This is a genomic window from Pseudomonadota bacterium (assembly GCA_039196715.1).
GTDB lineage: Bacteria > Pseudomonadota > Gammaproteobacteria > CALCKW01 > CALCKW01 > CALCKW01.
In genome coordinates this window covers 1-26,235 of record JBCCUP010000066.1, presented here as the reverse complement: position 1 = coordinate 26,235, position 26,235 = coordinate 1, and the positions used below count along the sequence as shown (strand labels likewise).

Genomic DNA, 26,235 nt, shown 5'->3' with positions numbered 1-26,235 from the left:
GCCGCGGAAGCGGTTGATGATGAAGCCCTTGATACGGGCCTGTTCGCTCGGCTCGAGCACGGCCACGGTGCCGTAGAGGTGCGCGAACACGCCGCCCTTGTCGATGTCCGCCACCAGGACAACGTCGGTGTCGGCGGCCTCCGCAAAGCCCATGTTGGCGAGGTCGTTTTCGCGCAGGTTGATCTCGGCCGGGCTGCCCGCGCCCTCGATCAGCACCCGTTGGTGACGGGCTTGCAATCTATTGAAGGCCTCGAGGATGGCCGGCATCAGCGTCGGTTTGTGCGCGTGGTACGCGCGCGCGTCGAGCGTGCCGGTGGCGCGGCCGTTGACGATCACCTGCGAGCCGGTGTCCGACTCGGGCTTGAGCAGGACCGGATTCATGTCGGTGTGCGGCGCGAGCCCGCAGGCCTGGGCCTGCACCGCTTGCGCGCGGCCGATCTCGCCGCCGTCGGCGCTGACTGCGCTGTTGAGGGCCATGTTCTGTGGCTTGAACGGCGCGACGCTCAGGCCGCGGCGGTGCAGGGCGCGCGCGAGGCCGGTGACCACCGTGCTCTTGCCGGCGTCCGAGGTGGTGCCCTGGACCATCAGCGCCGCGTGCGCAGCGCCGTCGGGCAAACCGGCCTGGTCGGGTCGGTGGCCGCTCACGGGTGGGTTGCCGCTGAATCGGGCAGGGTGCTGCGTGCGTTCACGTGCCAAAGGACCCCGTTGGCCTGGTGGTGGATCGGTCGCAGCGGCAGGTCTCCTGACTGACGAGCAGGTGGCCTCGCGGCGCACCGGGATAGCCCGCCTTCCCGCCGGTGAGGGGCAGTGGCACGGGGCAATCCGCGTCTCGATCACAGTTGCGGGGGCAGTTAGCGTCTCTCACGCCATTCCCTTTCCGCAGGCCACCGCAAAACTGCTGCGAAGCCCTATTTCTTCGTCTCTCCGCTGCTCGGACCTCGCCTATCTCGGCGATATGTCTCGGCCTCTGCGCTGCTCGATCCTCGAACTAGGGCTTTCTCGCGACGTTTTTCGGCAACCTGCGGTATCCGACTCAGGTCGGAACCGCTGCGGCCCGCGATGGTACCGCACCTCGCGCCGGGCGCGCTGGATTCCGGTCGCAGCGAGGTCGCCCGGACGTTCTCAGGCGTCGCCCCGCTGTTTGGCCTCGAGCTGCTCCCAGCGCTCGAGGCTGTCGAGAAGCTCGAGCTCGATCGCCTCGAGCCGGTCGACGGCGGCCTGCCAGGCGTCGGGGTCGCGCTGGTAGCTGTCCGGCGCGTTGACCGTCTGCTGCAGGCGGGTCTGTTCGGTTTCGAGTGCATCGATCTGGTCGGGCAGCGCGTCGAGCGCACGCTGGTCCTTGTAGCTGAGCTTGGCAGCCTTGCGCGGCGCCGCGGCCGGCGCGGGCGTGGCGGCGGGGCGGGCCGCACGCTGCGGCGCCTGGGCCGTGTCGGCGGGGCGCTGGCGCAGCCAGTCGGTATAGCCACCGACGTACTCGCCGATCCGGCCGTCGCCGTCGAAGCTCAACACCCCGGTGACAACGTTGTCGATGAAGGCGCGGTCGTGGCTGACCAGCAGCAGCGTGCCGTCGAAGGCGGACAGGCGTGCTTCGAGCAATTCGAGGGTCTCGATGTCGAGGTCGTTGGTCGGCTCATCCATGACCAGCAGGTTGAACGGCTTGCAGAACAGTTTGGCCAGTAACAGGCGGTTGCGCTCGCCGCCGGACAGCCGGCGGATCGGGGCGCGGGCGCGGGCAGGGGTGAAGAGGAAATCCTGCAGGTAGCTCAGCACGTGCAGGCTCTTGCCGCCGACCTCGATGAAGTCCGCGCCCTCGCCGACGTTGTCCTGCGCGGTGCGCGTCGGGTCGAGCTGCGCGCGGTGCTGATCGAACCAGGCGATGTCGAGTTTGGTCCCGTGGCTCACGCTGCCGCCTGTCGGGTCGAGTTGCTTGAGCAGCAGCGACAGCAGTGTGGTCTTGCCGACGCCGTTCGGGCCGATCAACCCGAGCTTGTCGCCGCGCTGGATCAGCACGTCGAGTGGGCGCACCAGCGCGCGGCCGTCGGGCAGGGTGAAGGCGAGGTCGACGGCTTCGATCACCTTCTTGCCCGAGCGCTCGCTCGCGCGGATGTCGAAGTCGGCCTTGCCGACCCGTTTGCGCCGCTCGGCGCGCTCGCGCCGCATCGCTTCGAGCGCCCGCACGCGGCCCTCGTTGCGTGTGCGCCGCGCCTTGATGCCTTGGCGAATCCAGACTTCTTCCTCGGCGAGCTTCTTGTCGAACTGGGCGTCGCGTTCGGCCTCGGCGTCGAGGTGCTGCTGCTTGGCGACGAGGTAGCGCGCGTAATCGCCGGGCCAGGAGCTCAGCGCGCCGCGGTCCAGGTCGACGATGCGGGTCGCCACGCGGTCGAGAAAGCGGCGGTCGTGGGTGATGAACAGCACGCTGCCGTTGAAGCCGCGAATCGTGTCTTCGAGCTGCTCGATCGCGGCGACGTCGAGGTGGTTGGTCGGCTCGTCGAGCAACAGCAGTTCGGGCTCATCGACGATTGCGCGGGCGAGCAGCACGCGCCGCTTCTGTCCGCCGCTGAGCGTGTCGAACGGGGTGTCGGGCGCGAGGCGCAGCCGGCTGAGCGCGGCATCGAGGCGCTGTTGGGCACGCCAGCCGTCGCGGTTGTCCATCTCGACTTGCAATGCGGTGGTGTCGTCGCCGGCCTGCGTCGCGGTCAGCCAGTCCGTGATGAGGTCGGCGTGTTCGCCGAGCCCACCGGCAACGATGTGATCGCAGCGGCCGGACAGGCCCTCCGGGATCTCCTGCGGCAGCAGGGCCACGCGCAAGCCGCGCTGGCGCACGATGGCGCCGTCGTCGGGTGGGAGTTGCGCGTCCAGCAGACGCAGTAGCGACGATTTGCCGGCGCCATTGCGGCCGACCAACGCGACGCGTTCCTGCGTGTCGATGCTGAGGTCCGCGTCCGTGAGCAGGGGGTGGTCGCCGAACGCGAGGCTGACGGCTTGGAATTGAACGAGTGGCATGCACAGAGGGTATCAGGCGCGGGCGCACGCACCGTTTCCCCGGGCACAAAAAAAGCCGCCGGCAAGCGGCGGCTTCGAGACAGCGAAACGCGGTTCAGCGCTTGGCCGTCTTGCGCGCCACGGCCTTGCGGGCAGCGGCCTTTTTCACCGGCGCCTTGCGGGCCACCGGCTTGCGCGCGGCGGGCTTCTTGGCAGCCGTGGATTTGGCAGCTTTCGCCGGTGCACGCTTGGTGACGGTCTTGGTTGCGGTCTTCTTCACCGCAGCCTTCTTGACCGGTGCCTTGCGGGCGACGGGCTTCTTGGCAGTGGATTTGGCAGCTTTCGCCGGTGCACGCTTGGCGACGGTCTTGGTTGCGGTCTTCTTCACCGAAGCCTTCTTGACCGGTGCCTTGCGGGCGACGGGCTTCTTGGCAGCCGTGGATTTGGCCGCCTTGGCCGGAGCGCGCTTGGCGACGGTCTTGGTGGCAGTCTTCTTCACCGCAGCCTTTTTGACCGGTGCCTTGCGGGCGACGGGCTTCTTTGCAGTGGATTTGGCCGCCTTGGCCGGTGCACGCTTGGTGACGGTCTTGGTGGCAGTCTTCTTCACCGCGGCCTTCTTGACCGGTGCCTTGCGGGCGACGGGCTTCTTGGCAGCAGCGGTTTTGGTGGCGGCTTTCTTCACCGGGGCTTTCTTTGCCGGCGCCTTCTTCGCAGCGGCTTTGGCCGGCGCGCGCTTGGTGCTTTTCGCAGCAGTGGCTTTCTTGGCCGGTGCCTTGCGAACGGCTTTGGTTGTGCGGGTTGTGGTCGTTTTGCGGGTTGCCATAAGTGTTTCTCAATGGTGTCAAACGAGACGGGCAAACCGGTTGCAAAAATCGGGCACAAAAAGGCGTTGGTTGAAAATCGTGGAGTGAATGTGCGGTTGCGTCGGCGGCAGTGTGCGCTGTCACATGCCAAGCCTGTGCCTCGGGAGGCACGACAAATCAGAGCGTCAGGCGTGTCATCAGTTGACCGGCGGGCCGCTCGCGTTCGAGCAGGCGCGTGATCAACGTCCAGGTGCCACCGTTGATCGCCTGCTCGAGGCCCTGTTGCACGGCTGCGGCGTAGCGCGCCCCGCTCGCCGAACTGGCGAAGGCGATGTAACGCTTGAGGTCCAGGGTACTGATGTCGCGAAACGCGAACTGGTGGTGGGCCAGGACGTGCGAGGTGACCGCGGCTGCGTACTCGTCGACGCTCGGCAGGGCGAACGGGAGTGCGCTGTCGGCCGGGTCGTAGGCGTCGGCGTACGCGGCTTGTTGCGCGATCGCGACCGCAAGGTCGAATTGCATCAGCAGGCGGGCGGCGCCGAGCGTCGAACCGAGCGCACCGTCGAGTTGGTAGAACACTGCTTCACGCTCGGCGTCCAGCGGTGTGCTGCCCTCCCCATCGAGGTAGTCCTCGAACGCGGTGATGTCGCTGTGCACGGCAAGCTGCTCGGCGCGCAGGATGCGCTTGCCGACCTCGGATTCGAACCACTGCAGCACCTCGTCGCGCTCGCGTGACGTCAGTTCGGTGGTCAGTGCGTCGAGCATGGCGTCGCGTGCAGCGTCAGCCGAGAAGGCGGTGTCGATGGTCTCGCGCACCGTGTCGGCCATCGGGTCGTCGTCACCGTGTCCGATGTCGAGCCAGGCGGCGTCGAATGCGTCGCGGATCTGCGGCCCGATCGCGTCAACCTGCACGCCGAGCCCCGCGCGGTCAAACACGGCCTGCACGTTGTCCGCGAGGGCCTGCACGGGCAGCAGTGCACACGCCAGCGCGCCGAGGAACGCGTGGCGGCACCGCCGCAGGCCTGTGGTGACTCTCTTCATACCCTCCAGAGAGCGGCCGGGTGCCGAAAAACTTTCCCGTGGCGCGGGGCCGAGGCCGGCGGTAGGCTTCGGGGACGTTGGCACGGGCAGGAACGTCCTATGGTTTGGCTGGCAGCGCGCAACCGGCAAATTGACACGGAAAACGCCTTTCGCGTGGGGCCGTTGATCGCGGCGGTGGAAGCGCGCGGGCAATCGGTGGTCAAGCTCAACTTCGGCGAGCCGAATTTTCCGCTGCCGGTCGACATCCGCGAGGCGATCAAGACCGCGCTCGACGCCGGCGCGACCCGCTACTGTGACCCCCAGGGCACGCTGTCGCTGCGCACCGCGATCGCCGAACACGCGGGCCGCCGGCGCGGTTTCGAAATCGACCCGGCCTGCGTGGTGGTGTTTCCCGGCGGCAAACCAGCCATCGGGCTTTCGCAGCAGGTCTACTGTGACCCGGGCGACGAGGTCATCTACCCGAGCCCCGGGTTTCCGATCTACGAATCCTTCATTCGCTATGTCGGTGCGGTGCCGGTGCCGCTGCACCTGAACAGCGAGACCGGGTTCAGCGTCGACCCTGACGCGCTCGAGGCACTGATCACGCCGCGCACGCGCATGATCTTCCTGAATTTCCCATCGAACCCGACCGGCGGCGTCGCGAGCCGCGCCCACCTCGAGGCGCTGGCGGCGGTCATCGACGCCAACTGCGGCCCGGACGTGCGGGTGTTTTCGGACGAGATCTACGAGGACATCCTGTTCGACGGCGCCGAGCACGCCTCGATCGCGAGCCTGCCGTCATTGCGGTCACGCACCGTGATTGCCAGCGGGTTCTCCAAGACCTTCGCCTGGACCGGCGGCCGCGTCGGCTACGCGATCCTGCCGAACGTCGAGGAGGCCGCGTGTTTTCGGCAGCTCAACATCAACTATTTCTCCTGCGTGCCCGCCTACAACCAGGCCGCTGCCGAGGTGGCGCTCAGGGCGCCGGCGGTCTGGGAGGCCGTGGCCGCGATGACGCGCACCTTCGAGGGGCGGCGTGACACCGTGCTCGCGGCGCTCGAGACCGTGCCCGGCATGCACGCCGAGACGCCCGGCGGCGCGTTTTATGTGTTTCCTGAGATCGGTGGGGTCTGCGACGCGCTCGACCTTGTCGGCTACCACGCGGCCCTGCCCGAGCCGCTGCGGTCGGCGACTGCGCCGGCGAGCCTGTTTCAGCTCTTTGCGCTCGATGTGCACGGTGTGGCGGTGCTCGACCGGCGGGCCTTCGGCAAGATCGGCTCGGACGGCAAGGCGTTCCTGCGGCTGTCGATCGCGGCTTCGGACGCCGAGCTGCTCGAGGGCGTGGCCCGGCTGCGCGCTGCCGCCGCCAACCGCGACGGCCTTGCGCGGTTTCTCGACGCGGGCACCTGGCAGGCGATGGTGTAAGCGGCAGACTGTGACGGGGTCGTCATTTTGACCCATTAGGGGGTGTTACGCGGCTCAAGTGCGTCAGATAATTGTCGATCAGAGGTGAACACGCTGTAATTGTATGAATACGATCGATAAGTATTCTGCAGCGTGTTCGATGTACTCACAGAATCAGAAGATCAACAACGTGTTTGACGTCAATCATTGCTACTGGGTCGTGGATGGCCAAGGCCATATCAACCTCGCCAACGCACCGAGCCCGCGCGCGCCCCTCTGCGTGCCGGTCGGTATCCAGGCCGAACCCGGCCCGCCCACGCGCCTGACTGCGCGCCAGGCGCTGACGCTGCAACAGGCGGCCGCCGACTGCAACCAGTCCTCGCTGACCTTCCTGCACTCGAACGAGGGCATCACGCTGATCCGCCGGATGTTGACCGGCGAGCACACCTGGCACTGAGCCGCGCGGCTGCGCTCGCTTAGCGCTCGCCGCGCAGCACGGCCTCGACCGCGTCGATTGGGTGGTGCACCGCTTCACTGCCGGTGCGCGCCTTGTACTCGACCGTCCCGGCGTCGAGGCCCCGGTCGCTCAACACCACCCGGTGGGGAATGCCGATGAGCTCCATGTCGGAGAACATCGCGCCGGGGCGCACGTTGCGGTCGTCGAACAGCACGGAGAACCCCGCGGCTGTCAGCCGGTCGTGCATCGCCTCGGCCTCGGCCCGCAAGCGCTCGGATTTGTGCATGTTGATCGGGCAGAGCGCGACGTCGAAGGGCGCGAGGCTGTCTGTCCAGATGATCCCCTTGTCGTCGTGGTTCTGCTCGATCGCCGCCGCGACCACGCGCGACACGCCAATGCCGTAGCACCCCATGAACAGCGTGGTGTTCTTGCCCTGCTCGTCGAGCACGCCGCAGCCGAGCGCCTCGCTGTAGAGCGTGCCCAGCTGGAAAATGTGGCCGACCTCGATGCCGCGCACGATCTCCAGCGTGCCTTTGCCGTCCGGGCTCGGGTCGCCGGGCAGCACGTTGCGCAGGTCCGCGACGGTGGGCAGGGGCACGTCGCGTTCCCAGTTGATGCCGAAATGGTGCGTGTCGTCGACGTTGGCGCCGGCGCCGAAGTCGCTCATCGCTGCGACCGCATGGTCAATGACGATCGGCATCGGCAGGCCGATCGGGCCGAGTGAGCCGAAACCCGCGCCGACCGCGGCGCGCACGGTCGCGTCGCTCGCCATGGTCAGCGGCTCGGCGACGCCAGGCAGGTTCTCGGCCTTGATCGCGTTGAGCTCGTGGTCGCCGCGCACCATCAGCGCGATCAGTCCGCCCTCGATGCTGTCGTCGGCCTCGACAATCAGCGTTTTCACGGTCTTGAGGATGTCGAGGCCGAAATTCTCGACCAGCGCTGCGATGGTCTTGGTGTCAGGGGTGTCGACGGTGCGCAGTGCCTCGGTGGGCGCGGCGCGCGGGGTGTCGGGCGCGAGTGCCTCGGCCATCTCGACGTTGGCGGCGTAGTTCGAGGCGGGGCACCAGGCGATCGCGTCCTCGCCCGAGTCGGCGAGCACGTGGAACTCGGTTGACTTGCTGCCGCCGATCGAGCCGCCGTCGGCGTCCACCGGACGGTACTGCAGGCCGAGTCGGTCAAACACGTTGCAGTAGGCGCGGTGCATGGCGTCGAAGGTCTGCTGCAGGCCGGCCTCGTCGACGCTGAAGGAGTAGGCGTCCTTCATGATGAATTCGCGGGCGCGCATGACGCCAAAGCGCGGCCGGATCTCGTCGCGGAATTTGGTCTGGATCTGGTAGTAGTTGATCGGCAGCTGCTTGTAGCTGCGCAGCTCGGTGCGCGCGATGTCGGTGATCACCTCCTCGTGCGTCGGGCCGAAGCAGAAGTCGCGCTCGTGTCGGTCTTTCAGGCGCAGCAGCTCCGGGCCGTACTTCTCCCAGCGAGCCGACTCCTGCCAGAGCTCGGCCGGTTGCACCGCGGGCATCAGCAGCTCGAGTGCGCCCGCGGCGTCCATCTCCTCGCGCACGATCGCCTCGACGCGCCGCAACACCTTGAGCCCGAGTGGCATCCACGTGTAGAGGCCGGAGGCGAGTTGCCGGATCAAGCCGGCGCGCAGCATCAGCTGGTGCGAGATGACCTCGGCGTCGCTCGGTGTCTCGCGCAGGGTGGACAGGGGAAACTGGCTGACGCGCATGGTCGGAGGTCCGTCGGCAGGAAAGCCGGGTATTATGCGTCAAGCCGCGACCACGCAACCAGCGCCGCCCGCGCGGGCGGCGCTGGTTGCGGCTGGCTCGGCTTTCGCTTTTGTGACGGTTTGTCACACGGGAAACAGCGCGCTCATGACCCAGCAAGACGACGCAACGCGGCTGGTGCAGATGTTCGATTTGCTCGAACCTGCCCAGCGCGACGCCGTACTGTCCTACACGGAGTTCCTGGTCGACCGCAACCGCCGGCCCGGCGACGCGCCGGTCAGCGAGCGCAGCTCAGCCTCGGCCGGGCCGCTTGCCCAGCCGGCCTTCGAAGAGCGGCCGGAGGACGAAACGGTCAGCGCGGCGTTGTCTCGGCTGTCACGTGTGTACCATATGCTCGACACCGACAGCCTGGTCGAGCGCGCCAGCGAGGAACTGCTGAGTCGCGACACGATCGCAACCCTGAGCCAGCGCGGGTTGGTGGACGAGCTCGAACGCTTCTTCGCCGAGCACTACCAACGCGCCAAACTGACGGCCTGACGACACGCCATGATTACGCTGATCCGCGAGTGGTACCACCGGCACTTCTCCGACCCGCAAGCCATGATGCTCGCGATGGTGCTGCTGATCGGCGCCACGCTCATCTACCTGTTCGGCCAGATCCTGACACCGCTGCTGGTCGCGGTGATCTGTGCCTACGTGCTCGAGGGCGGCGTCGGGCGGCTCGAGCGCATCGGGGTGCCGCGCTCGCTGGCGGCCTCGCTCGTGCTGGCCTTCTTCTTCTTCCTGTGCCTGATCGCGATCTTCGGCCTGGTGCCGCTGCTCTTCCAGCAGGTCACGCAACTCTTCCTGGAGCTGCCGCGCATGCTCGGGCAGGGCCAGCAGCAGCTCCTGCGCTTGCCGGAGGCCTACCCGAACCTCTTCACGGTCGATCAACTCAACGACGTGATGAACGGGCTGCGCGGCGAGATCGCGAGCTTCAGTCAGGCGGTGGTGTCCTTCTCGGTCGCCAACGTCGTCAACGTCTTCGTGTTCGCCGTCTACTTCGTACTGGTGCCGCTCGTGGTGTTCTTCATCCTCAAGGACAAAACCATGGTGTTCGGCTGGGTGTCGCAATTCCTGCCGACGCGCTCCGAACTCACCACCCGGGTCTGGGCCGAGGTCGACGCCAAGACCGCAAGCTACATCCGCGGCAAGCTCATCGAAATCGTGATCATCTGGTTCGTCAGCTACGTCGTGTTCGCGCTTTTCGGGCTGAACTTCTCGCTGCTGTTGTCCTTCCTCGTGGGCATCTCGGTGATCATCCCCTTCGTCGGCGCGTTCGCCGTGACCCTGCCGGTCGCGTTGATTGCGTTCTTCCAGTGGGGGCTGTCGCCGGCTTTCGGTTACTTGCTGTTCGCCTACGCGATCCTGCAGATCCTGGACGGCAACCTGCTGGTGCCGCTGCTGTTCTCGGAGGTGGTCAACCTGCACCCGCTCGCGATCATCGTCGCGGTGCTCTTCTTCGGCGGCCTGTGGGGCATCTGGGGGGTGTTTTTCGCGATCCCGCTCGCCACCCTGATCCAGGCCCTGCTCACGGCCTGGCCGAGCAAGTCGGGGCTCGAACCACAGCACCTGCCCCACGCAGGCTGAGCGCCGCGACACGCCGCGGCCGCGCGCTGCGGCTGAGGGTCCGGTACGGATGCACCGCGTTACTCGATGCCGCGCGGGGCGGGGTGTCGTCTGTCGAGCTGTAGCGGGGGTGTCACGTCAGCGCCGGCCACCGTGCCGCTCAGTGTCGGATTCGAGTCGCTTGCTGCGCCCCCGACCGCGTTATCTGCGGCCTTGTCGTGAATTCGGGGCGTGTCTGCACCGAGTCAGCTTGATTGACCGCAGGGCGGCTTTTACTATTTCTACCTTGGATTGGTCTCGAGCAACTCCCGATGTTTCAAGGCAGCATGGTGGCGATCGTCACCCCGATGAAAGCCGACGGTGCCATTGACGACGACGGGTTGGCGCGCCTGATCGAATTCCACATCGAGCAGGGCACCGACGCGATCGTGTCGGTCGGCACCACCGGTGAGTCGGCGACCCTGTCGATGAACGAGCACGCGCAGGTGGTCCAGCGCACGATCAACCTCGTGGCGGGGCGCGTGCCGGTGATTGCCGGCAGCGGCGCCAACAACACCCGCGAGGCCATCGAGCTCGCGCAGAAAGCCGAGAAGGCCGGCGCCGCGGCGCACCTCTCGGTGGTGCCGTACTACAACAAGCCGACCCAGAACGGCATGATCGCGCACTTCCGCGCGATCGCCGACGCGGTCGCCTTGCCCATGCTCCTCTACAACGTGCCGGGCCGCACCGTGGTCGACATGTTGCCCGAGACCACCGCAGCACTCGCGGCGCACGAACGCATCGTCGGCATCAAGGAAGCCGAGGGCAGCCTCGAGCGCACGCGGGCCCTGATCGAACAGTGCCCCGACGAATTTGTCATTCTGAGCGGCGAAGACCCGTCGGCCTGCGAAAGCATCCTGCTCGGCGCCAAAGGCGTGATCTCGGTCACCGCCAACGTGGCACCGGCGATGATGCACGACATGTGCGCCGCGGCCCTGCGCGGCGACGCCGCCGAGGCCCGCGCGCTCAACACCCGCCTCGAGCCGGTGCACCGGGCGATGTTTGCCCAGAGCAGCCCGGCACCGGCCAAGTGGTCGCTCACCGAAATGGGTCTGATTCAACCGCACGTGCGCCTGCCGCTGCTGGCGCTTGAGGGATCGTGCTTCGACACGGTGCGCGAGGCGCTCGAGTCGGCCGACTGCCTGGCGGTTGCCTGAGCGTGGCCCGCACGCTCGCGGCGCTGATCTGCTGCTTCGCGCTCAGCGCCTGCAGCACCGTTGACCTCGATGCGGATCCGCTGCTGCGCCCGCCACAGCTGATCGATACCGAGGACGAGGCGGAAAAGAAACCGACCGCCGCGCTCGCGCCCGCGCGCCACCTCGCTTGATGCTCTCCTTCCTGTCGCTCGGCAGCGGCAGCAAGGGCAACGCGACGCTGGTGCGCGGTGGCGACACCCTGTTGCTCGTGGATTGCGGCTTCTCGCTGCGCGACATCGACGCCCGCATGCGCTCGGTCGGGCTTGCCGTCAGCGACCTCAGCGGCGTGCTGATCAGCCACGAACACGGTGATCACGTGCGCGGCCTGGGGCCGCTCTTGCGAAAACACACGCTGCCGGTCTGGATGACCCACGGCACCCGTCGCGCGTTGCGCGACGACCGCTTCGAGGGGGTCACTGAAATCAGCCCACACGTCGGCTTCCGCGTCGGCGACCTCGCCATCGAACCCTGTCCAATTCCGCACGACGCGTCGGAGCCGTGCCAGTACCGCTTCGAATACGCGGGTCGGCGCTTTGCCGTGATGACCGACATCGGCCACGTGACGCCGCACGTGCTGCAGTGCGCTGCGACTTGCGATGCACTGATTCTCGAAGCGAACCACGACCCGGACATGCTGCGCCATGGCCCCTATCCATGGCGGCTGCAGGAGCGCATTCGCGGCGGTTACGGGCACCTCAGCAACCAGGCTGGCGCGACCCTGCTGCGCTCGCTCGACATTCGGCGGCTGCAGGTAACCGCGCTCGGCCACCTCTCGGAGCAGAACAACACGCCCGAGTGCGCGCTGCAAACGGTGGGCGATGTCACCTCGGCTTGCGACACGGTGTTGACCGCGCTCGCGCAGGGCCGTCCGAGCGCCTGGCACGAGATCGCTTGAGCGCGACGGCCACCCACTGACCGGAGCGTGTCGGCGCGTCAGTCGCGGCTGCGGGCGGCGGAGCCCTCAGTGCTGATGCGCTCCCGGAAGGCCGCGACGCGCGCCTGCACCGACTCGGTGTCGAGCCCGGCGCGCGCCAGCAGTTGCTCGCGGCTGCCGTGCTCGAGGTTGCTGTCGGGCAAGCCGATCTGCAGCACCGGGCACACGGTCCCGCACGTGTTCAGCGCCTCGCAGACGGCGCTGCCGGCCCCGCCCATGACGACGTTCTCCTCGAGGGTGACGAAAGCGTCGTGACTGTCTGCCAGCTCGGCCAGCAGCTCGGTGTCGAGCGGTTTGACGAAGCGCATGTTGATCACGGTGAGGTCGAGCGCCTGACCGACGCGCAGGGCGGTGTCGACCAGCGCGCCGAACGCGAGCAAGGCGACGCCCTGGCCACGGCGCCGGCACTCGGCGCGTCCGAGCGGCAGCGCGTCGAGGCTTGCGCTCACGTCGCTGCCGGGGCCCTTGCCACGCGGGTAGCGCACTGCCGCCGGTCCGGTGTGTTGCCAGCAGGTTGTCAGCAGCCGGCGGCACTCGTTTTCGTCGGCGGGTGCGGCAATGACCATGTTCGGGATCGCGCGCAGAAAGCTCAGGTCGTAGGCGCCCGCGTGCGTCGGGCCGTCCGGCCCGACAACGCCGGCGCGGTCGATGGCGAAGGTGACGTCGAGCTGCTGCAGCGCGACGTCGTGCACGAGCTGGTCGTAGGCGCGCTGCAGGAAGGTCGAGTAGATCGCGACCACCGGCTTCTGGCCTTCGCACGCGAGGCCGGCGGCGAAGGTCACGGCGTGCTGCTCGGCGATCGCGACATCGAAGTAGCGTGTCGGAAAGCGCTGCTCGAATTCGACCATGCCCGAGCCCTCGCGCATTGCCGGTGTGATACCGACCAGCCGCGGGTCGACCGCGGCCTGGTCACAGAGCCAGTCGCCGAAGACCTGCGAGTAGGTGGGGCCGTTGCTGCCACCACTGCCGCCGACGGGCTTGCCGGTGGCGGGGTCGAAGGGGCCGGTCGCGTGCAGCGCGAGCGGGTCGCGCTCGGCCGGTGCGTAGCCCTTGCCCTTGCGCGTGATCGCGTGCAGCAGCACGGGGCCTTGGCGTTCCTTGAGGTTGCGCAGCACCGAGACCAGCGTGGGCAGGTCGTGGCCGTCAACCGGGCCGAAGTAGGTGAAGCCGAGATTCTCGAACAGGGTGCTCGGCGCGACCATGCCCTTGACGTGTTCCTCGGCACTCTTGGCCAGTTCGGCAACGGGACCGGGCAGGCAGTCCAGCACGCGTTTTCCGCCCTCTCGGGCGCCGCTGAAGGTCGGCCCGGACAGCACGCGGGTCAACGACGGGGTGGGCGCGCCGACGTTCGGCGAGATCGACATGTCGTTGTCATTGAGGATGACAAGCAGGTCGGTGTTGAGGTTGCCGGCGTGGTTCAGCGCCTCGTAGGCCAGGCCCGCCGTGATGGCGCCGTCGCCGATCACTGCCACACAGCGGCGTGGCTGGCCGGTCTGCTTGGCCGCGACTGCCATGCCGAGCGCCGCGCTGATCGAGGTGCTGCTGTGGCCGACGCCGAAGGTGTCGAATTCGCTCTCGCCGCGGTTCGGAAAGCCGGCGATCCCGCCCTGTTGACGCAGGTTGCGCATGGCGTCGCGGCGGCCGGTGAGCATCTTGTGCGGGTAGCTCTGGTGGCCAACGTCCCAGACCAGCCGGTCGTTCGGTGTGTCGAACACGTAGTGCAGCGCGACGGTGAGTTCGACGGTGCCGAGGCTCGCGCCGAGATGACCCCCGGTCTGCGCCACGCTCTCGACCAGGCACTGACGAAGCTCTGCGGCAACCGGGCCGAGTTCGGCCTCGGGCAGCGCGCGCAGATCGGCCGGGCTGGCGATCGCGGCGAGGTGGGGGAAGCGGTCAGTCATGGTGGTGGCGGTGGCCTGTGCGCTCAAATTATCGAGCGTGGTGCGGGGTGCTGCAAGGCGCCCCCGGGTCGTTCTACCTCAGTGTGTGCGCGACACGGCGAAGTCGACCAGTGCACCGAGCGCCGGAATGGGTGTGGGCAGGGCGTTGAGGGCGGCGTGTGCGGTGTCGCGCGCGCGCACCGCTTCGGCGCGCGCCCCGTCGAGCCCGAGTTCGGAACAGTAGGTCGGCTTGCCGTGCGCCGCGTCGGCGCCCTGGCGTTTGCCGAGGGTGTGGGTGTCGGCGGTGACGTCGAGGATGTCATCAGCGATCTGAAACGCGAGCCCGAGCGCGGCGCTGTAGCGGCGAAGGGCCGCGGTGGTGTCGCTGGCGGCACCCGCGGCGATCGCGCCCATTTCCACGGCGGCCTGAATCAGCGCGCCGGTCTTGCGGCGGTGCATGTCCTGCAGCTCCGCGAGGCTCAGGTGCTGCGACACCGCGGCGAGGTCGATTGCCTGGCCGCCGGCCATGCCCGCGCCGCCGGCCGCGCGCGCGAGGCAGGCCACCAGTGCAATGCGCGCCTCGGGCGGGTTGTGCGGGTCGCTGGCGAGCGCGTCAAAGGCCTGGGTCTGGAGGGCGTCGCCGGCGAGCACCGCGGTCGCCTCGTCGAAGCGGATGTGCACCGTCGGCTGGCCCCGGCGCAGGTCGTCGTCGTCCATCGCCGGCAGGTCGTCGTGCACGAGGGAGTAGGCGTGCACCATCTCGATGGCCGCCGCGGGTGCGTCGAGCGCGAGCGTGGGGGCGCCGAGTGCATCGCCGGTCGCGTAGACGAGCGCGGGTCGCATGCGCTTGCCGCCGGCGGACACGGCGTACTGCATGGCGTCTTCCAGGCGCGGCGCGACGCCAACTTCACTGATCAGGCGGGCGGCCATCGCGCCGTCGGCACGCCGACGCCAGTCGCGCAGCGCCGCGTCGAGGTCGAACGCAGGCGCATCGGACGCGAGTCTGTCAGTCACCGTCCGGTCCGGGTGCGTGTCGAGTGTCGGGTTCGAGCTCGGTGAGTTCGCCGGTGTCCATCAGCACCTGCACCTTGTGCTCGATGTCGGTCAACGACGTGCGGCAATGGCGGGCGAGGGCGACGCCGTGCTCGAAATCGGCGAGCGCCGACTCGAGCGGTTGCTCACCGGACTCGATCTTTTCAACGATGGTCTCCAGCGCGTCGAGCGCCTCCTGAAAGGGCATGTTCTTCTTGACGGAGCGGCTCATCGGCGTCGGGCCTGTGTGTCGATTGCTGCGATGGTATCAGGCCGTTATCGGCCTCGCGACGCGTGTGTCCGCCGCGGCGCGGCGCTCTGTCGGGTGCGCTCCGTCGGCGTGGGGCGCCGCACGGGTGTCAGTTGGCGCGCTGCAGCGGCAGGGTCAGGCGCGCACGCGTGCCGGACGGTTCGCGAATCAGTGTGAGTTGGCCGCGCAGCGCCTCGGCCAGCGACCGGCAGATCGACAACCCGAGGCCCAGTCCGCTGGCCTTGGTCGTGAAGAAGGGGTCCATCGGCCCCCGATCGCCGCCCTCGGGCAGGCCGCAGCCCGCATCGATGACGTCGAGTTGCGCCGTGGGCTCCGCGGCGGCGTCGCGTCGGGTGCTGAGCCGGATGCGAATCGGGGTGCGTCGCCCGACCGCCAGGGTCGCGTGCACCGCGTTCTCGACGAGGTTGCGCACGATTGTCTCGAGCATGGTCTTGTTGACGGTGACCTCGGCAACGTCGACATCCGCTTCGATGTCGACACGGATGTCGCCGGGGTGCTCCAGGCGCGCGATGAAGTCGCCCGCCCAGCCCACCAGCTCGACCGTGTCGGTGTCGCTGTGCTGGCCGTTGGCGAGCTCCCGCGCGATCGCAATCACCTGCACGCAACGGTGCGAATTGGCCTGGATCCGGGTGATCAGGGGGTGCAGATCCGGTGGGCACTCGTCGCGCTTCAACTGCATCAGCGTGGCGGTTGCTTCGATCGAGGCGAGCGGGTTGTAGAGTTCGTGTGCGACCAGGGCCAACTCCGACGAGCGGGGCTTGGCGGGGGCGGGGGCTGGCGCCGGGGCACTCTGGTGCGTCTGCAGGGCGCGTGCCGCCGTGTCCACGCCGTTGGCGAGCGCCTGGATCGCGGGGGGCGGGGCAAAACCCAGTGTGGTGTCGAGTGGCATCGGCCGGTCCTCGGCGACCGGATTGCGCGCGCGGGCGAGGATGCGGTCGAGGTGTCGACCCACCAGCAGGTGGTAGACAATCATGCCCAACGCGGCGAACAGCAACGCCTTGCCGATGTTTTCGTACAGCGCGTCGATCACGAGTGTCTGTTGATCGGCCGACAACAGGCGATTATCGGAATACACCGTGATACGGCCGTACACGTCGTGCCGGTCTTCGCTGTGTACGCGGATATCGAAGCTCGACTCATGCAAGACCGGTCCCTGCAGGCGACCGACCGACTCGTCGGACACCAGGTGGCTTTGCAAGGTCACACGGTGCACATCGGTGTTCTGCACCATGCTGTCGAGCAGGGAGCTGGTCTGGTGGGCGTAGCCGTGGCCCAGCGTGTGCACCAGCGGGCTCAGGTAGGTCTGTGCCACCTGTTCGTGCGTCTCGCGCAGCGCATCGACATGGCAGGTGCGTTCAATCCAGACGTCCACGGCGGCCATCAAGCAGCCGATCAGCGTGCTGATCAGGAGCAGCCCGCTCACGCCGCCAAGCCGGCGACCGGGTGCGCGCGCTCGGGTCTCAGCCGTTACGCGTGGGTGTGCAAGTGCGCCCTCGGTGGACACCGGAGACTGGGCTTGCATCAGCGTGCCGCTCGCGTCGTTCGACACGGCAAGTCCGGCGCGGGGGCCCACGCCGCCAGAGAATCGCAGGTGTTGTCGTAGAGTGGTTGCATGAAGCGCCACGGCGTCGCCTAACACACTAAAACTAACACATGAGGTCGGATTTTTATTCGCAGCTTATTATACGTAATCAAACAAAATGATCGATGGCGTCAGCCAGACGTGTCACACCGACCACCTCGATGCCGTCGGGCGCAGGCCGCGGCACGTTGCGCGCCGGTACGATGGCACGCGTGAAGCCGTGTTTGGCGGCGGTGCGCAGGCGGTCGAGGCCGTTCGGCACCGGCCGCACCTCGCCGGCCAGGCCGATCTCGCCAAACGCGATCAGGTCCGCGGGCGCGGGGCGGTCGCGCAACGAGGACAAACAGGCGAGCAGCATCGGCAGGTCGGCTGCGGTCTCGGCCACGCGCACGCCGCCGACCGCGTTCAGGTAGACGTCCTGGTCGTGCAGGGCAATGCCGCCGTGGCGGTGCATGACCGCAAGCAGCATCGCGAGCCGCGCGCCGTCGACGCCGACGGCGAGGCGCCTCGGGTTGCCGAGGTGGCTGTCTTCGACCAGGGCTTGCAATTCGACCAGCAGTGGGCGCGTGCCCTCCATCACCGACATGATCACCGAGCCCGAGACCGGCTGCTCGTGGCGTGAGAGGAAAATGGCCGAGGGGTTGCTGATGCCGACGAGGCCGGACTCCTCCATCGCGAAGACGCCGAGCTCGTTGACCGCGCCGAAGCGGTTCTTGACCGAGCGCACCATGCGCAGGCGGCTGCCCGATTCACCCTCGAAATACAACACGGTGTCGACCATGTGTTCGAGCACGCGCGGACCGGCCAACTGGCCCTCCTTGGTCACGTGGCCGACGATCAGCAGCGCAACCCCGCTCTGCTTGGCGTAGCGCACCAGCTGCGCGGCGCTCTCGCGGACCTGGGCGACCGAGCCGGGTGCCGACTGCAGGGCGTCGCTGTACACCGTTTGGATCGAGTCGATCACCAGCGTCGACGGCGTGTGCCGCTGGGCGGTCGCGACGATGCGCTCCACGCAGGTCTCGGCCAACAGTTGCAGGTCGTCGGCCTGCAAGGACAGGCGCAGCGCTCGCAGCTTGATCTGCTGCATGGATTCCTCGCCGCTCACATAGAGGCCTGGCTGCTGGCCCGACAGTGCCGCGAGTGTCTGGATCAGCAAGGTGGATTTGCCGATGCCGGGGTCGCCGCCGAGCAGCGTTACCGAACCCGGCACCAGGCCGCCGCCGAGTACTCGGTCGAGCTCGGCGATGCCGGTCGGGGTGCGCGACTGCTCGCTGTAGGACACGTCGGCGAGTCGGGAGACGGGCTGGGCCAGACCGGCGTAGCCACCCGAGCGTTGCGGCGAGCCGCTCGGCGGCGCAGCGCTGACTTCCTCGAGCGTGTTCCAGCTTTCGCAGTCCGCGCACTGTCCACTCCACGTGCTCGCGGCTGCACCGCAGGCGGTGCACACGTACTGCAGTCGGGCTTTTGCCATCAGACGATTTCGTCCGGCGCGACGGCCTCGTCCGCGTCCGGCGCCGGCGTCACACGGGCGGTTTCCACCGCATTGCCGTCCAGAGCGATCACCTCGACGACGCAGTTTGCAATCGGCAGTTCGGTGCCGACGTCCGGCAGCGATTCGAGTTGCTCGAGGATCACGCCGTTGAGCGTCTTGGGCCCGTCGGTGCTGAGGTCCCAGCCGAGCTCGCGGTTCAGGGTGCGAACCGGCGTGGCGCCGTCGATCAGGTACTGGCCGTTGTCCTGCAACTGGATCTCGGGCGGCGCGGCGTAGGCGTCGTCGGTGAACTCGCCGACGATCTCCTGGAGGATGTCCTCGACCGTCAGCAGGCCCTGGATGTCGCCGTACTCGTCGACGACCACGGCCGTGCGCCGTTTTTCGCGCTGGAAGTTCAGCAGTTGCACGTTGAGCGGCGTGTTCTCCGGGATGAAATACAGCTCCTGGAGTTGTTTCTCGAGTCCGTCGTGCGTCAGGCTTGCATTACGTGCGGGGATGAAGACCTTGCGCACCTGCAGCAGCCCCACGGCGTTGTCGATGTCCTCGCGGTAGGCGAGTAGTCGGCCGTGCGGCGAATTGACGATCTGCCCGACGATCACGTTCCAGGGCTCGTCCAGGTCGATGCCGACAATGTCGTTGCGCGGCACCATCACGTCGTTGACCGTCACCTGCTCGAGGTCGAGCACGTTGAGCAGCATGTCGACGTGGGCTTTCGGGATCTTCTTGCCCGAGTCCGCCAGCACGGTGCGAAGCTCCTCCCGGCTGAGCGCGTCCTCGTTGGTCCGGACCTGGGTGGCACCAAAGAGCTTCAGCACCTGGTTGGCCATGAGGTTGATCAGGTACACGATCGGGTACATCACGCGGAGCAGCGGCACGTAGATGTAGGACGCAAAGAACGCGAGGCGTTCGGGGTGGCGGGTCGCGAGGGTCTTCGGTGCCACTTCGGCAAAGATCAACACCACCAGCGTCATGCCGCCTGTCGCGATCGCGATGCCGGGCTCGCCCCAGATATCGAGGGCGATGGCGGTGGCGAGCGCCGAAGCCAGGATGTTGACGAAGTTGTTGCCCAGCAGGATCAGGCCGATCAGTCGGTCTGTGCGCTCGAGCAGGTATTGTGCGCGGCGGGCGCCGCCGTGCCCCTCGTTGGCAAGGTGGCGCAAGCGGTAGCGGTTGAGGGTCATCAGGGCGGTCTCGGAACCTGAGAAGAAGCCCGAGAGCAGGATGAGCAGCACGAGCAGGCCGGCCAGGATGCCCAGGTAGAATTGGTCCAAGGGGGGGTCGTGCAACCGCAAGTGGAGACACCGTTTCTAAGCGGCGTCGGGGGTGGTGTCAAGTGCCGGGCCGGCGTCAACCGGGTTGCAGTATGACCTCCAGCACCAGCTTGCTGCCGAAAAAGCCCACCAGCAGCGACCCCATACCCGCCAGGGTCCAGCGCAGCGCCGTCTTGCCACGCCAGCCGAGCAGGTGGTGGCCCAGCAACAGTCCGGCGAACGCCACCCAGGCGAGCAGGGAAAACACGGTCTTGTGCGCCACACGCTGCGCCAGCATGTCTTCGAGGAAGGCGAATCCCGAGGCGATCGCCACGCTCAGCAGGAGCAGGCCAGCGCTGATCAACCAGAACATCAGGCGCTCGAGCGCCGCCAGCGGCGGCAGGCTACCCGAGCCCGCCCCCGGTGCGCTGCGCAGTTGCCGGGTCTGCCAGGCGACGATGCAGGCTTGCACGGCCGCGAGCCCGAGCAGGCCGTACGCGACCAGTGAGGACACGGCGTGGGTCCAGACACCCGGGTCGACGGCGTTGCCACCGCCCGGGTTGACCAGTGGCGACGCGACGGCGATCACCGCGGCGATCGGCGCCATGATGCACACGAGGCTCGCCACGGGCAGCGAGAACGCAAGTCCGAACACCGTGGCCACCATCAGCCATGCGGTCAGCGAGAGTGCGTTGGTCAGGCCGAAATCAAAGGCGTCTCCAAGCGACAGCGACACCGCGTGTGCGAGCAAGCCGGCCGCGAGCGGCGCGAGGCAAGGCAGCGTGCGCGTCGGCCGGTCTGCCCGCAGCGCACCCGCGAACCGGTAGGCGGCGAAGCCGTAGCTGAGCGCCGCGAGCAGGCCGAACAGCACGCCGGTGGCGCTCATGCCGCGCGCGTGTCGGTCGGGGTGATGGATGGGCGTGCGGTCACGGCGGGGGGCATCGCGGGTGGCGGGTCTGACTACAGTATACTGGGAGGCCCGGGACCGACGTCATGCCGTTGTGTCGGCGGCGTCCGGCGCGCGCGCCCTGGCCTGACGGGGTGGGATTCGCGCCACGCGACCCCACTGTCCCACTGCACCGCGCCCAGACGGCGGCGCGCCCGAGCGTGATTCACCATGTTTGCAAACCTCAGCGAGCGCCTCGGCGCCACCCTCAAGAACCTGCGCGGCCAGGGCCGCATCACCGAGCAGAACGTCAAGGACACCCTGCGCGAAGTGCGCATGGCGCTGCTCGAGGCCGACGTCGCCCTGCCGGTGGTGAAATCCTTCATCGAGCGGGTGCGCGAGAAGGCGCTCGGCACCGAGGTGTTGCAGAGCCTGACGCCGGGGCAGGCGTTGGTAAAGGTCGTGCACGACGAGCTGGTCGCGGTCATGGGCACCGAGAACGCCGCCCTCGACCTCAGCCAGCAACCGCCCGCCGTGGTGCTGATGGCCGGCCTGCAGGGCGCGGGCAAAACCACCACGACAGCCAAGCTGGCGCGCCACCTGGTCGAGCGCGAGCAAAAGAAGGTCATGGTGGTGAGCTGCGACGTCTACCGCCCGGCCGCCATGCAACAGCTTGCGACCCTGGCCAAGGACGTCGGCGTGGACTGCTTCGGCGCGAGTCCGGATGACAAGCCGGCCGACATCGCGACCGCGGCGCTCGCCGAGGCACGGCGTCAGCTCGTGGACGTGTTGCTGGTCGACACCGCGGGCCGGTTGGCGGTCGACGACGCCATGATGGCCGAAATCACGGCCCTGCACGCCGCGATCGAGCCGGTCGAGACGCTGTTCGTGGTCGATGCCATGACCGGTCAGGACGCGGCCAACACCGCTGCGGCCTTCGGCGAGGCACTGCCGCTGACCGGCGTGGTGCTGACCAAGACCGATGGCGACGCCCGGGGCGGGGCGGCGCTCAGCGTGCGCACGGTCACCGGGGCGCCGATCAAGTTTCTCGGTGTCGGTGAGAAAACCGCGGCACTGGAGGCCTTTCACCCGGAGCGCGTCGCGTCACGCATCCTCGGCATGGGCGACGTGGTCTCGCTGGTCGAGGAAGTCTCGCGCCAGGTCGACATCAAAAAGGCCGAGAAGCTCGCGCGCAAGGTCAAGAAAGGCAAGGGCTTTGACCTCGAGGACATGCGCGAACAGCTGCTGCAGCTGCAGAACATGGGCGGCATCGAGTCGATGCTCGACAAACTGCCCGGCATGGACCAGTTACCCGAGCACATGCGACAAAAGGCGATGGATCAGGCCACCGGCGGCGGCGACGTGAAGCGCAACATCGCGATCATCAGCTCGATGACCCCGCGGGAGCGGCGTTTCCCCGACCTGATCAAGGGCTCGCGCCGGCGGCGCATCGCGGCCGGCTCGGGCACCCAGGTGCAGGACGTGAACCGCTTGCTCAAGCAGCACATGCAGATGAGCAAGATGATGAAGAAGATGGGTAAGGCCGGTGGCATGAAGAAGATGATGCGGATGATGGGCGGTGGCCTGCCCGGCGGTCTGCCCCCCGGCATGCCGAAGTTCTGACCCACGACGGGCCACCCCGCCGTCGGTGCAACCGGCGGCCAGCGACTAAACTTGTGCTGCGCGCAGCGGTCTACCCTGCGACCGTCGCATTGCGCGCGCAGTGTGACGCAGGAGGTGCCACATGAGCGTTCTTGAGATTTCAGCGTTTTCCGACGGTGCCCGTGGGGGCAACCCGGCGGGGGTCTGGCTGGGCGATGTCCTGCCGCCGGCCGAGCGCATGCAGGCCATCGCGTCGGAGGTTGGCCACTCCGAAACCGTGTTCGCGGCGCCCGAGGGCATCGGGTGGCGGGCGCGGTATTTCTCGCCGGCGATGGAAGTGCCGTTCTGTGGGCATGCCACCATCGCACTCGGCGCGGCGCTCGCGCTCTCCCACGGCAACGGCGTGTTCCCGTTGGTGTTGAACGACGCCCAGATCACCGTCGAAGGTCGCGCCTCGGAGGGCGTGTTGACCGCTGCGCTGATGTCGCCGCCCACGGCGCACCGCGCACTGCCGCGCGACCGCCTGTCGCGCTACCTCCAGGTGTTCGGCTACGCGGAGTCTGACCTCGACGCCAGCGTGACACCGACGGTGGTGCACGCGGGTGCCGATCACCTGCTGATTCCGCTGGCGTCCCGCGCGGCACTGGCGCGGCTCGACTACGCCCTCGACGCCGGCGCCGCGCTGATGCACGAGGACGGGCTGATCACCGTGTTGTTTACCGTTGCAGACGGCCCGGGGGTGTTCTGGTGCCGCAACGCGTTTGCCGTCGGTGGCGTCAAGGAGGACCCGGCGACCGGGGCGGCGGCTGCCGCGCTGGTGGGCTATCTGCGCGACGCCGAACTCAGCGAATTGCAGGTCTTCGAGCTTAGGCAGGGCGACGACATGGGCATGCCGTCGCGCTTGCGGGTGGAGTGTTCTCCGGTGCCCGGCAGCGCGGTGCGCGTCGCTGGCGCGGCGCGGCTGATGCACACGCCCGAGCCGGCGCTCGAGGGCGTGACCGCCGTCGTCTGAGCCGCAGGCTCAGGCGGCCGAGGCGAGCTCGGCGCGGCGGATCTGAATCTGCTGGCCGGCCACGCGGACCTTCTTCAGGTGTTTCAGGATGGCCTTCGGCATGCCGCCCGGCAGGTCGATCAGGCTGTGGTCGTCCTTGATCGCAATGCGGCCGATGTAACGGCTGTTCAGGCCGGCTTCGTTCGCGATGGCACCGACGATGTGCCCGGGTTTCACCTGGTGCTTGGCACCGACTTCGATGCGGTAGGTGGTCAGGGGCGTTTCGGGTGCCCGCCGTCCACCCGCGCTGTGCGCCTTGCCGCCGTGGCGTGCACGCTCGGGCCGGTGGTCGCGGCGCTCGCGGTCGCGCGCGTGGGGTTTCCGCGTGGGGGCCGGGTGCTCGTCGCGCGCGAGGAAGGGGCGGTCGCCCTGCAGTGTGACGGCCAGCGCAGCGGCGGCGTCGATCGGGTCCAGCCCGTGTTCCTCGACGACGTCGGCAACCAGCTCTTTGAAGAAGGCCGTGTCGGCTTCGGTGGCCGTTTTCACCAGGGCCGCCTTGAAGCGGCGCACACGCACCCTGTTGATTGCGCGTGCCGACGGTGGGTCCATCCACTCGATACGGTGTCGGGTCACCCGGCCGAGCGCGTTCACCAGTCGCCGTTCGCGGGGTGACACGAACAGGATCGCATCGCCGCTGCGGCCCGCGCGGCCGGTTCGGCCGATGCGGTGGATATAGGTCTCGGCGTTGTTGGGTGCGTCGTAGTTGATCACGTGGCTGATGCGCTCGACATCGAGGCCTCGGGCGGCGACATCGGTCGCGACGATGATGTCGATCTTGCCGTGGCGGAGTTGCTCGACGGTGCGCTCGCGCAGCGCCTGATCGACGTCCCCGCTCAGCGCAGCGGCCCGGTACCCGCGCGTTTGCAGGTGTTCACTGACCTCCACCGTGCTCGATTTGGTGCGCACGAAAACGATCGCGCCGTCGACCTCCTCGACTTCGAGCAGCCGCGCGAGTGCCTCGTTTTTTTGCGCCATGTGGCTCGCGACCAGGGCGCGTTGACGGATGCCCTCTGCGGTCTGGGTCCTGGCCTGGATCGCGACGTGGGACGGGTTGTCGAGGTGGCGCTCGGTGATGCGCCGGATCGGTTCCGGCAGGGTTGCGGAAAACAGCGCCAGTTGTCGGCCAGCCGGGCTGTGCTCGAGCACCCACTCGACGTCCTCGATGAAGCCCATACGCAGCATTTCGTCGGCTTCGTCGAGCACCAGTGTGCGCAAGCCCGCGAGCGGCAGGCTGCCACGGCGCATGTGGTCCATCACACGGCCCGGGGTGCCGACCACCACCTGCGCGCCGGCCCGCAGGGCGTCGAGTTGCGGCCGGTAGGGTTGACCGCCGCACAGGGTCGCGACGCGCACGCCGCGCAGGTGAACCGCGTAGGCCTTGAAGGCGTCGGCCACCTGGTTGGCGAGCTCGCGGGTCGGAGCGAGCACCAGCACCTGCGTCTCGCGCGAGCTGAGGTCGAGTCGGGCCAGGCAGGGCAGGGCGAACGCGGCGGTCTTGCCGGTGCCGGTCTGCGCCTGACCGAGCACGTCGCCGCCGGCCAGCATGGCGGGCAAGGTCTCGCGCTGAATGGGCGTCGGGTGCTCGTAGCCGCGCGCGGTGACAACCCGCACCAGCGCCTCCGGCAGGGCGAAATCGGAAAAGGTCGGGTCGTGGGACATGGTCGGCGCTCGGCTGCGCCCGGCGAGGTCGGTGACACCTCGGTGCGGGCAAACCTGCCATTATACGGGATGGATCTCCGCGTGGCAGCGGCAATGGCCACGCTGTGACGTGTGCCCGGTGTTGGCGCCGGGAAAAACAGAGTGTGGTCTGGCGAGACGGTGCGGTATGGCGGGCGATCAGGTGCGGTGGGGCATCCTCGGGTGTGGCGATGTGACCGAGGTCAAGAGTGGGCCAGCCTACCAGGCGGTCGACGGCTTTTCTCTCGTGGCCGTCATGCGGCGTGACGCTGCCAAGGCGGCGGATTACGCCCGACGCCACGGTGTACCAACCTGGTACGACAACGCCGACGCACTGATCTCCGACCCGTCGGTGGACGCCGTTTACATCGCCACGCCCCCGGCGAGCCACGCGGCCCTGGCTGCGCGCGTCGCCGCGGCGGGCAAGCCCTGCTGTGTCGAGAAGCCGATGGCCAACTCACTCGCCGAGTGCGAGGCGATGCAGCGTGCCTTCAACGACGCGGGCGTGCCGCTGTTTGTCGCCTACTACCGGCGCTCTCTGCCGCGTTTCGAACAGGTGGCTCAGTGGCTCGCGACGGGTCGAATCGGCGCAGTCCGGCACGTCTCCTGGCGGCTCTGCAAGCCACCGAGCGAGGCCGATCTGCGGCGCGAACTGCAGTGGCGGACCGACCCGGCGGTGTCGCCGGGCGGGTATTTCGACGACCTCGGCAGCCACGGCCTCGACATCCTCGACCACCTGCTCGGCCCGCTCGTCGAGGTCACGGGGCTGGCCAGCAACCAACAGGGCCTGTACGCGACACCGGACGCGGTCGTCGCCCACTGGCGCCACGCCAGCGGCGCCACCGGCGCGGGCACGTGGCAGTTTGGTGCGGACCGCGCCGAAGACACCGTCACCGTCATGGGCAGCCGCGGACGCATCCGGTTTTCGGTGTTTGCGCCCTTCGACGTCGTGCTCGAGTGCGACGGCACAACCGAGCGGCACACTCTGGTGGACCCGCCGACCGTGCAGCAACCGCACGTTGAAAACCTGCGCCGGGCGCTGCTCGACGGCGTGCCACACCCGTCGACTGGCGCCTCGGCGTTGCGCACCGCGCGTGCGATGGCGGCGATTCTCGGCTAGGTGTGTATAGCCAGTAGGTTGTTCACATCGATACCGAGTCGGGTGATGGGTTGTTGGTAGCCGAGACTGGCGTGCGGGCGGTGCCAGTTGTAGCGGTGGAGCCAGTGAGGGAGCGCACGTGCCCGTTGGTCTGAGTTCCGGTATGACCTCGCGTAGGCCCACTCTCGCAGCGCTGTCTGGATGAAGCGCTCCGCTTTGCCGTTGGTCTGCGGTCGGTAG

General features: G+C 68.0%; 24 protein-coding genes and 1 riboswitch. Of the genes, 10 read left to right on the top strand and 14 right to left on the bottom strand.

All coding sequences use genetic code 11. The features are described from left to right. The 4 genes from AAGA11_18060 to AAGA11_18045 all read right to left on the bottom strand — a co-directional run. On the bottom strand, positions 1 to 585 hold a 585-nt coding region (locus AAGA11_18060; protein MEM9604775.1), incomplete at its 3' end, for a cobyric acid synthase. Between the two features lie 129 nt (positions 586 to 714). Continuing rightward, positions 715 to 915: riboswitch (cobalamin riboswitch) on the bottom strand. Positions 916 to 1,122: 207 nt separating this feature from the next. Next, positions 1,123 to 3,003 carry an ATP-binding cassette domain-containing protein gene (locus AAGA11_18055; protein ID MEM9604774.1) on the bottom strand — a complete coding sequence of 627 codons (1,881 nt, stop codon included), beginning with the start codon at positions 3,001 to 3,003 and terminating at the stop codon, positions 1,123 to 1,125. A gap of 94 nt (positions 3,004 to 3,097) precedes the next feature. Next, complete coding sequence (locus tag AAGA11_18050) at positions 3,098 to 3,805, bottom strand: histone (GenBank protein MEM9604773.1); 708 nt, start codon at positions 3,803 to 3,805, stop codon at positions 3,098 to 3,100. 157 nt (positions 3,806 to 3,962) lie between these two features. Further along, positions 3,963 to 4,826, bottom strand: coding sequence for a DUF2059 domain-containing protein (locus AAGA11_18045; protein ID MEM9604772.1), 864 nt, complete (start codon positions 4,824 to 4,826; stop codon positions 3,963 to 3,965). A gap of 99 nt (positions 4,827 to 4,925) precedes the next feature. On the opposite strand from AAGA11_18045, the gene AAGA11_18040 reads away from it, so the two are divergent. After that, complete coding sequence (locus AAGA11_18040; protein ID MEM9604771.1) at positions 4,926 to 6,230, top strand: aminotransferase class I/II-fold pyridoxal phosphate-dependent enzyme; 1,305 nt, start codon at positions 4,926 to 4,928, stop codon at positions 6,228 to 6,230. Between the two features lie 139 nt (positions 6,231 to 6,369). Then, positions 6,370 to 6,666, top strand: coding sequence for a hypothetical protein (locus tag AAGA11_18035; GenBank protein ID MEM9604770.1), 297 nt, complete (start codon positions 6,370 to 6,372; stop codon positions 6,664 to 6,666). A gap of 19 nt (positions 6,667 to 6,685) precedes the next feature. Here AAGA11_18035 and AAGA11_18030 read toward each other — a convergent pair whose 3' ends face one another. Continuing rightward, on the bottom strand, positions 6,686 to 8,398 hold the full coding sequence (locus AAGA11_18030; GenBank protein MEM9604769.1) for a proline--tRNA ligase: 1,713 nt from the start codon (positions 8,396 to 8,398) through the stop codon (positions 6,686 to 6,688). A gap of 145 nt (positions 8,399 to 8,543) precedes the next feature. On the opposite strand from AAGA11_18030, the gene AAGA11_18025 reads away from it, so the two are divergent. The 5 genes from AAGA11_18025 (at position 8,544) to AAGA11_18005 (ending at position 12,134) form a co-directional block, all read left to right on the top strand. Beyond that, positions 8,544 to 8,933, top strand: coding sequence for a hypothetical protein (locus AAGA11_18025; GenBank protein MEM9604768.1), 390 nt, complete (start codon positions 8,544 to 8,546; stop codon positions 8,931 to 8,933). Between the two features lie 9 nt (positions 8,934 to 8,942). Further along, positions 8,943 to 10,025, top strand: coding sequence for an AI-2E family transporter (locus AAGA11_18020; GenBank protein ID MEM9604767.1), 1,083 nt, complete (start codon positions 8,943 to 8,945; stop codon positions 10,023 to 10,025). A gap of 290 nt (positions 10,026 to 10,315) precedes the next feature. After that, a complete protein-coding gene (gene dapA / locus AAGA11_18015) occupies positions 10,316 to 11,200 on the top strand; it encodes a 4-hydroxy-tetrahydrodipicolinate synthase (GenBank protein MEM9604766.1) in 885 nt (294 codons plus the stop codon). Positions 11,201 to 11,202: 2 nt separating this feature from the next. Beyond that, positions 11,203 to 11,370, top strand: coding sequence for a hypothetical protein (locus AAGA11_18010; GenBank protein ID MEM9604765.1), 168 nt, complete (start codon positions 11,203 to 11,205; stop codon positions 11,368 to 11,370). Further along, a complete protein-coding gene (locus tag AAGA11_18005) occupies positions 11,370 to 12,134 on the top strand; it encodes an MBL fold metallo-hydrolase (protein ID MEM9604764.1) in 765 nt (254 codons plus the stop codon). The genes AAGA11_18010 and AAGA11_18005 overlap by 1 nt, the downstream gene beginning before the upstream one ends. Before the next feature lie 38 nt (positions 12,135 to 12,172). On the opposite strand, the gene dxs is transcribed toward AAGA11_18005, so the two are convergent. The 7 genes from dxs to ccsA all read right to left on the bottom strand — a co-directional run bounded on the left by dxs (position 12,173) and on the right by ccsA (position 20,566). After that, a complete protein-coding gene (dxs, locus tag AAGA11_18000; protein MEM9604763.1) occupies positions 12,173 to 14,074 on the bottom strand; it encodes a 1-deoxy-D-xylulose-5-phosphate synthase in 1,902 nt (633 codons plus the stop codon). Positions 14,075 to 14,152: 78 nt separating this feature from the next. Continuing rightward, positions 14,153 to 15,067 carry a farnesyl diphosphate synthase gene (locus tag AAGA11_17995; GenBank protein ID MEM9604762.1) on the bottom strand — a complete coding sequence of 305 codons (915 nt, stop codon included), beginning with the start codon at positions 15,065 to 15,067 and terminating at the stop codon, positions 14,153 to 14,155. After that, entirely contained in the window at positions 15,060 to 15,317 is a 258-nt protein-coding gene (locus AAGA11_17990) for an exodeoxyribonuclease VII small subunit (GenBank protein MEM9604761.1), read from the bottom strand. Before AAGA11_17990 ends, AAGA11_17995 begins: the two co-directional genes overlap by 8 nt. A 127-nt stretch (positions 15,318 to 15,444) precedes the next feature. Then, the gene (locus AAGA11_17985) at positions 15,445 to 16,905 is read right to left on the bottom strand and encodes a HAMP domain-containing sensor histidine kinase (GenBank protein MEM9604760.1); all 1,461 of its coding nucleotides are present in this window, start codon (positions 16,903 to 16,905) and stop codon (positions 15,445 to 15,447) included. Positions 16,906 to 17,047: 142 nt separating this feature from the next. Then, complete coding sequence (gene radA / locus AAGA11_17980) at positions 17,048 to 18,409, bottom strand: DNA repair protein RadA (protein ID MEM9604759.1); 1,362 nt, start codon at positions 18,407 to 18,409, stop codon at positions 17,048 to 17,050. After that, the gene (locus AAGA11_17975; GenBank protein ID MEM9604758.1) at positions 18,409 to 19,701 is read right to left on the bottom strand and encodes an HlyC/CorC family transporter; all 1,293 of its coding nucleotides are present in this window, start codon (positions 19,699 to 19,701) and stop codon (positions 18,409 to 18,411) included. The genes radA and AAGA11_17975 overlap by 1 nt, the downstream gene beginning before the upstream one ends. 76 nt (positions 19,702 to 19,777) lie before the next feature. After that, entirely contained in the window at positions 19,778 to 20,566 is a 789-nt protein-coding gene (gene ccsA / locus AAGA11_17970; GenBank protein ID MEM9604757.1) for a cytochrome c biogenesis protein CcsA, read from the bottom strand. 231 nt (positions 20,567 to 20,797) lie between these two features. On the opposite strand from ccsA, the gene ffh reads away from it, so the two are divergent. Then, positions 20,798 to 22,189: a signal recognition particle protein gene (gene ffh, locus AAGA11_17965; GenBank protein MEM9604756.1), complete on the top strand. Its 1,392-nt coding sequence runs from the start codon at positions 20,798 to 20,800 to the stop codon at positions 22,187 to 22,189. 121 nt (positions 22,190 to 22,310) lie between these two features. After that, positions 22,311 to 23,180: a PhzF family phenazine biosynthesis protein gene (locus tag AAGA11_17960; protein ID MEM9604755.1), complete on the top strand. Its 870-nt coding sequence runs from the start codon at positions 22,311 to 22,313 to the stop codon at positions 23,178 to 23,180. Between the two features lie 9 nt (positions 23,181 to 23,189). Here the strand turns inward: AAGA11_17960 and AAGA11_17955 are convergent, their stop codons facing one another. Continuing rightward, positions 23,190 to 24,878 carry a DEAD/DEAH box helicase gene (locus AAGA11_17955; protein MEM9604754.1) on the bottom strand — a complete coding sequence of 563 codons (1,689 nt, stop codon included), beginning with the start codon at positions 24,876 to 24,878 and terminating at the stop codon, positions 23,190 to 23,192. Between the two features lie 166 nt (positions 24,879 to 25,044). On the opposite strand from AAGA11_17955, the gene AAGA11_17950 reads away from it, so the two are divergent. Beyond that, on the top strand, positions 25,045 to 26,016 hold the full coding sequence (locus tag AAGA11_17950; protein ID MEM9604753.1) for a Gfo/Idh/MocA family oxidoreductase: 972 nt from the start codon (positions 25,045 to 25,047) through the stop codon (positions 26,014 to 26,016). Here the strand turns inward: AAGA11_17950 and AAGA11_17945 are convergent. Beyond that, positions 26,013 to 26,235, bottom strand: a 223-nt coding sequence (locus AAGA11_17945) for an integrase core domain-containing protein (GenBank protein MEM9604752.1), incomplete at its 5' end; no start/stop codon positions are given. The two genes, AAGA11_17950 and AAGA11_17945, sit on opposite strands and share 4 nt — an antisense overlap.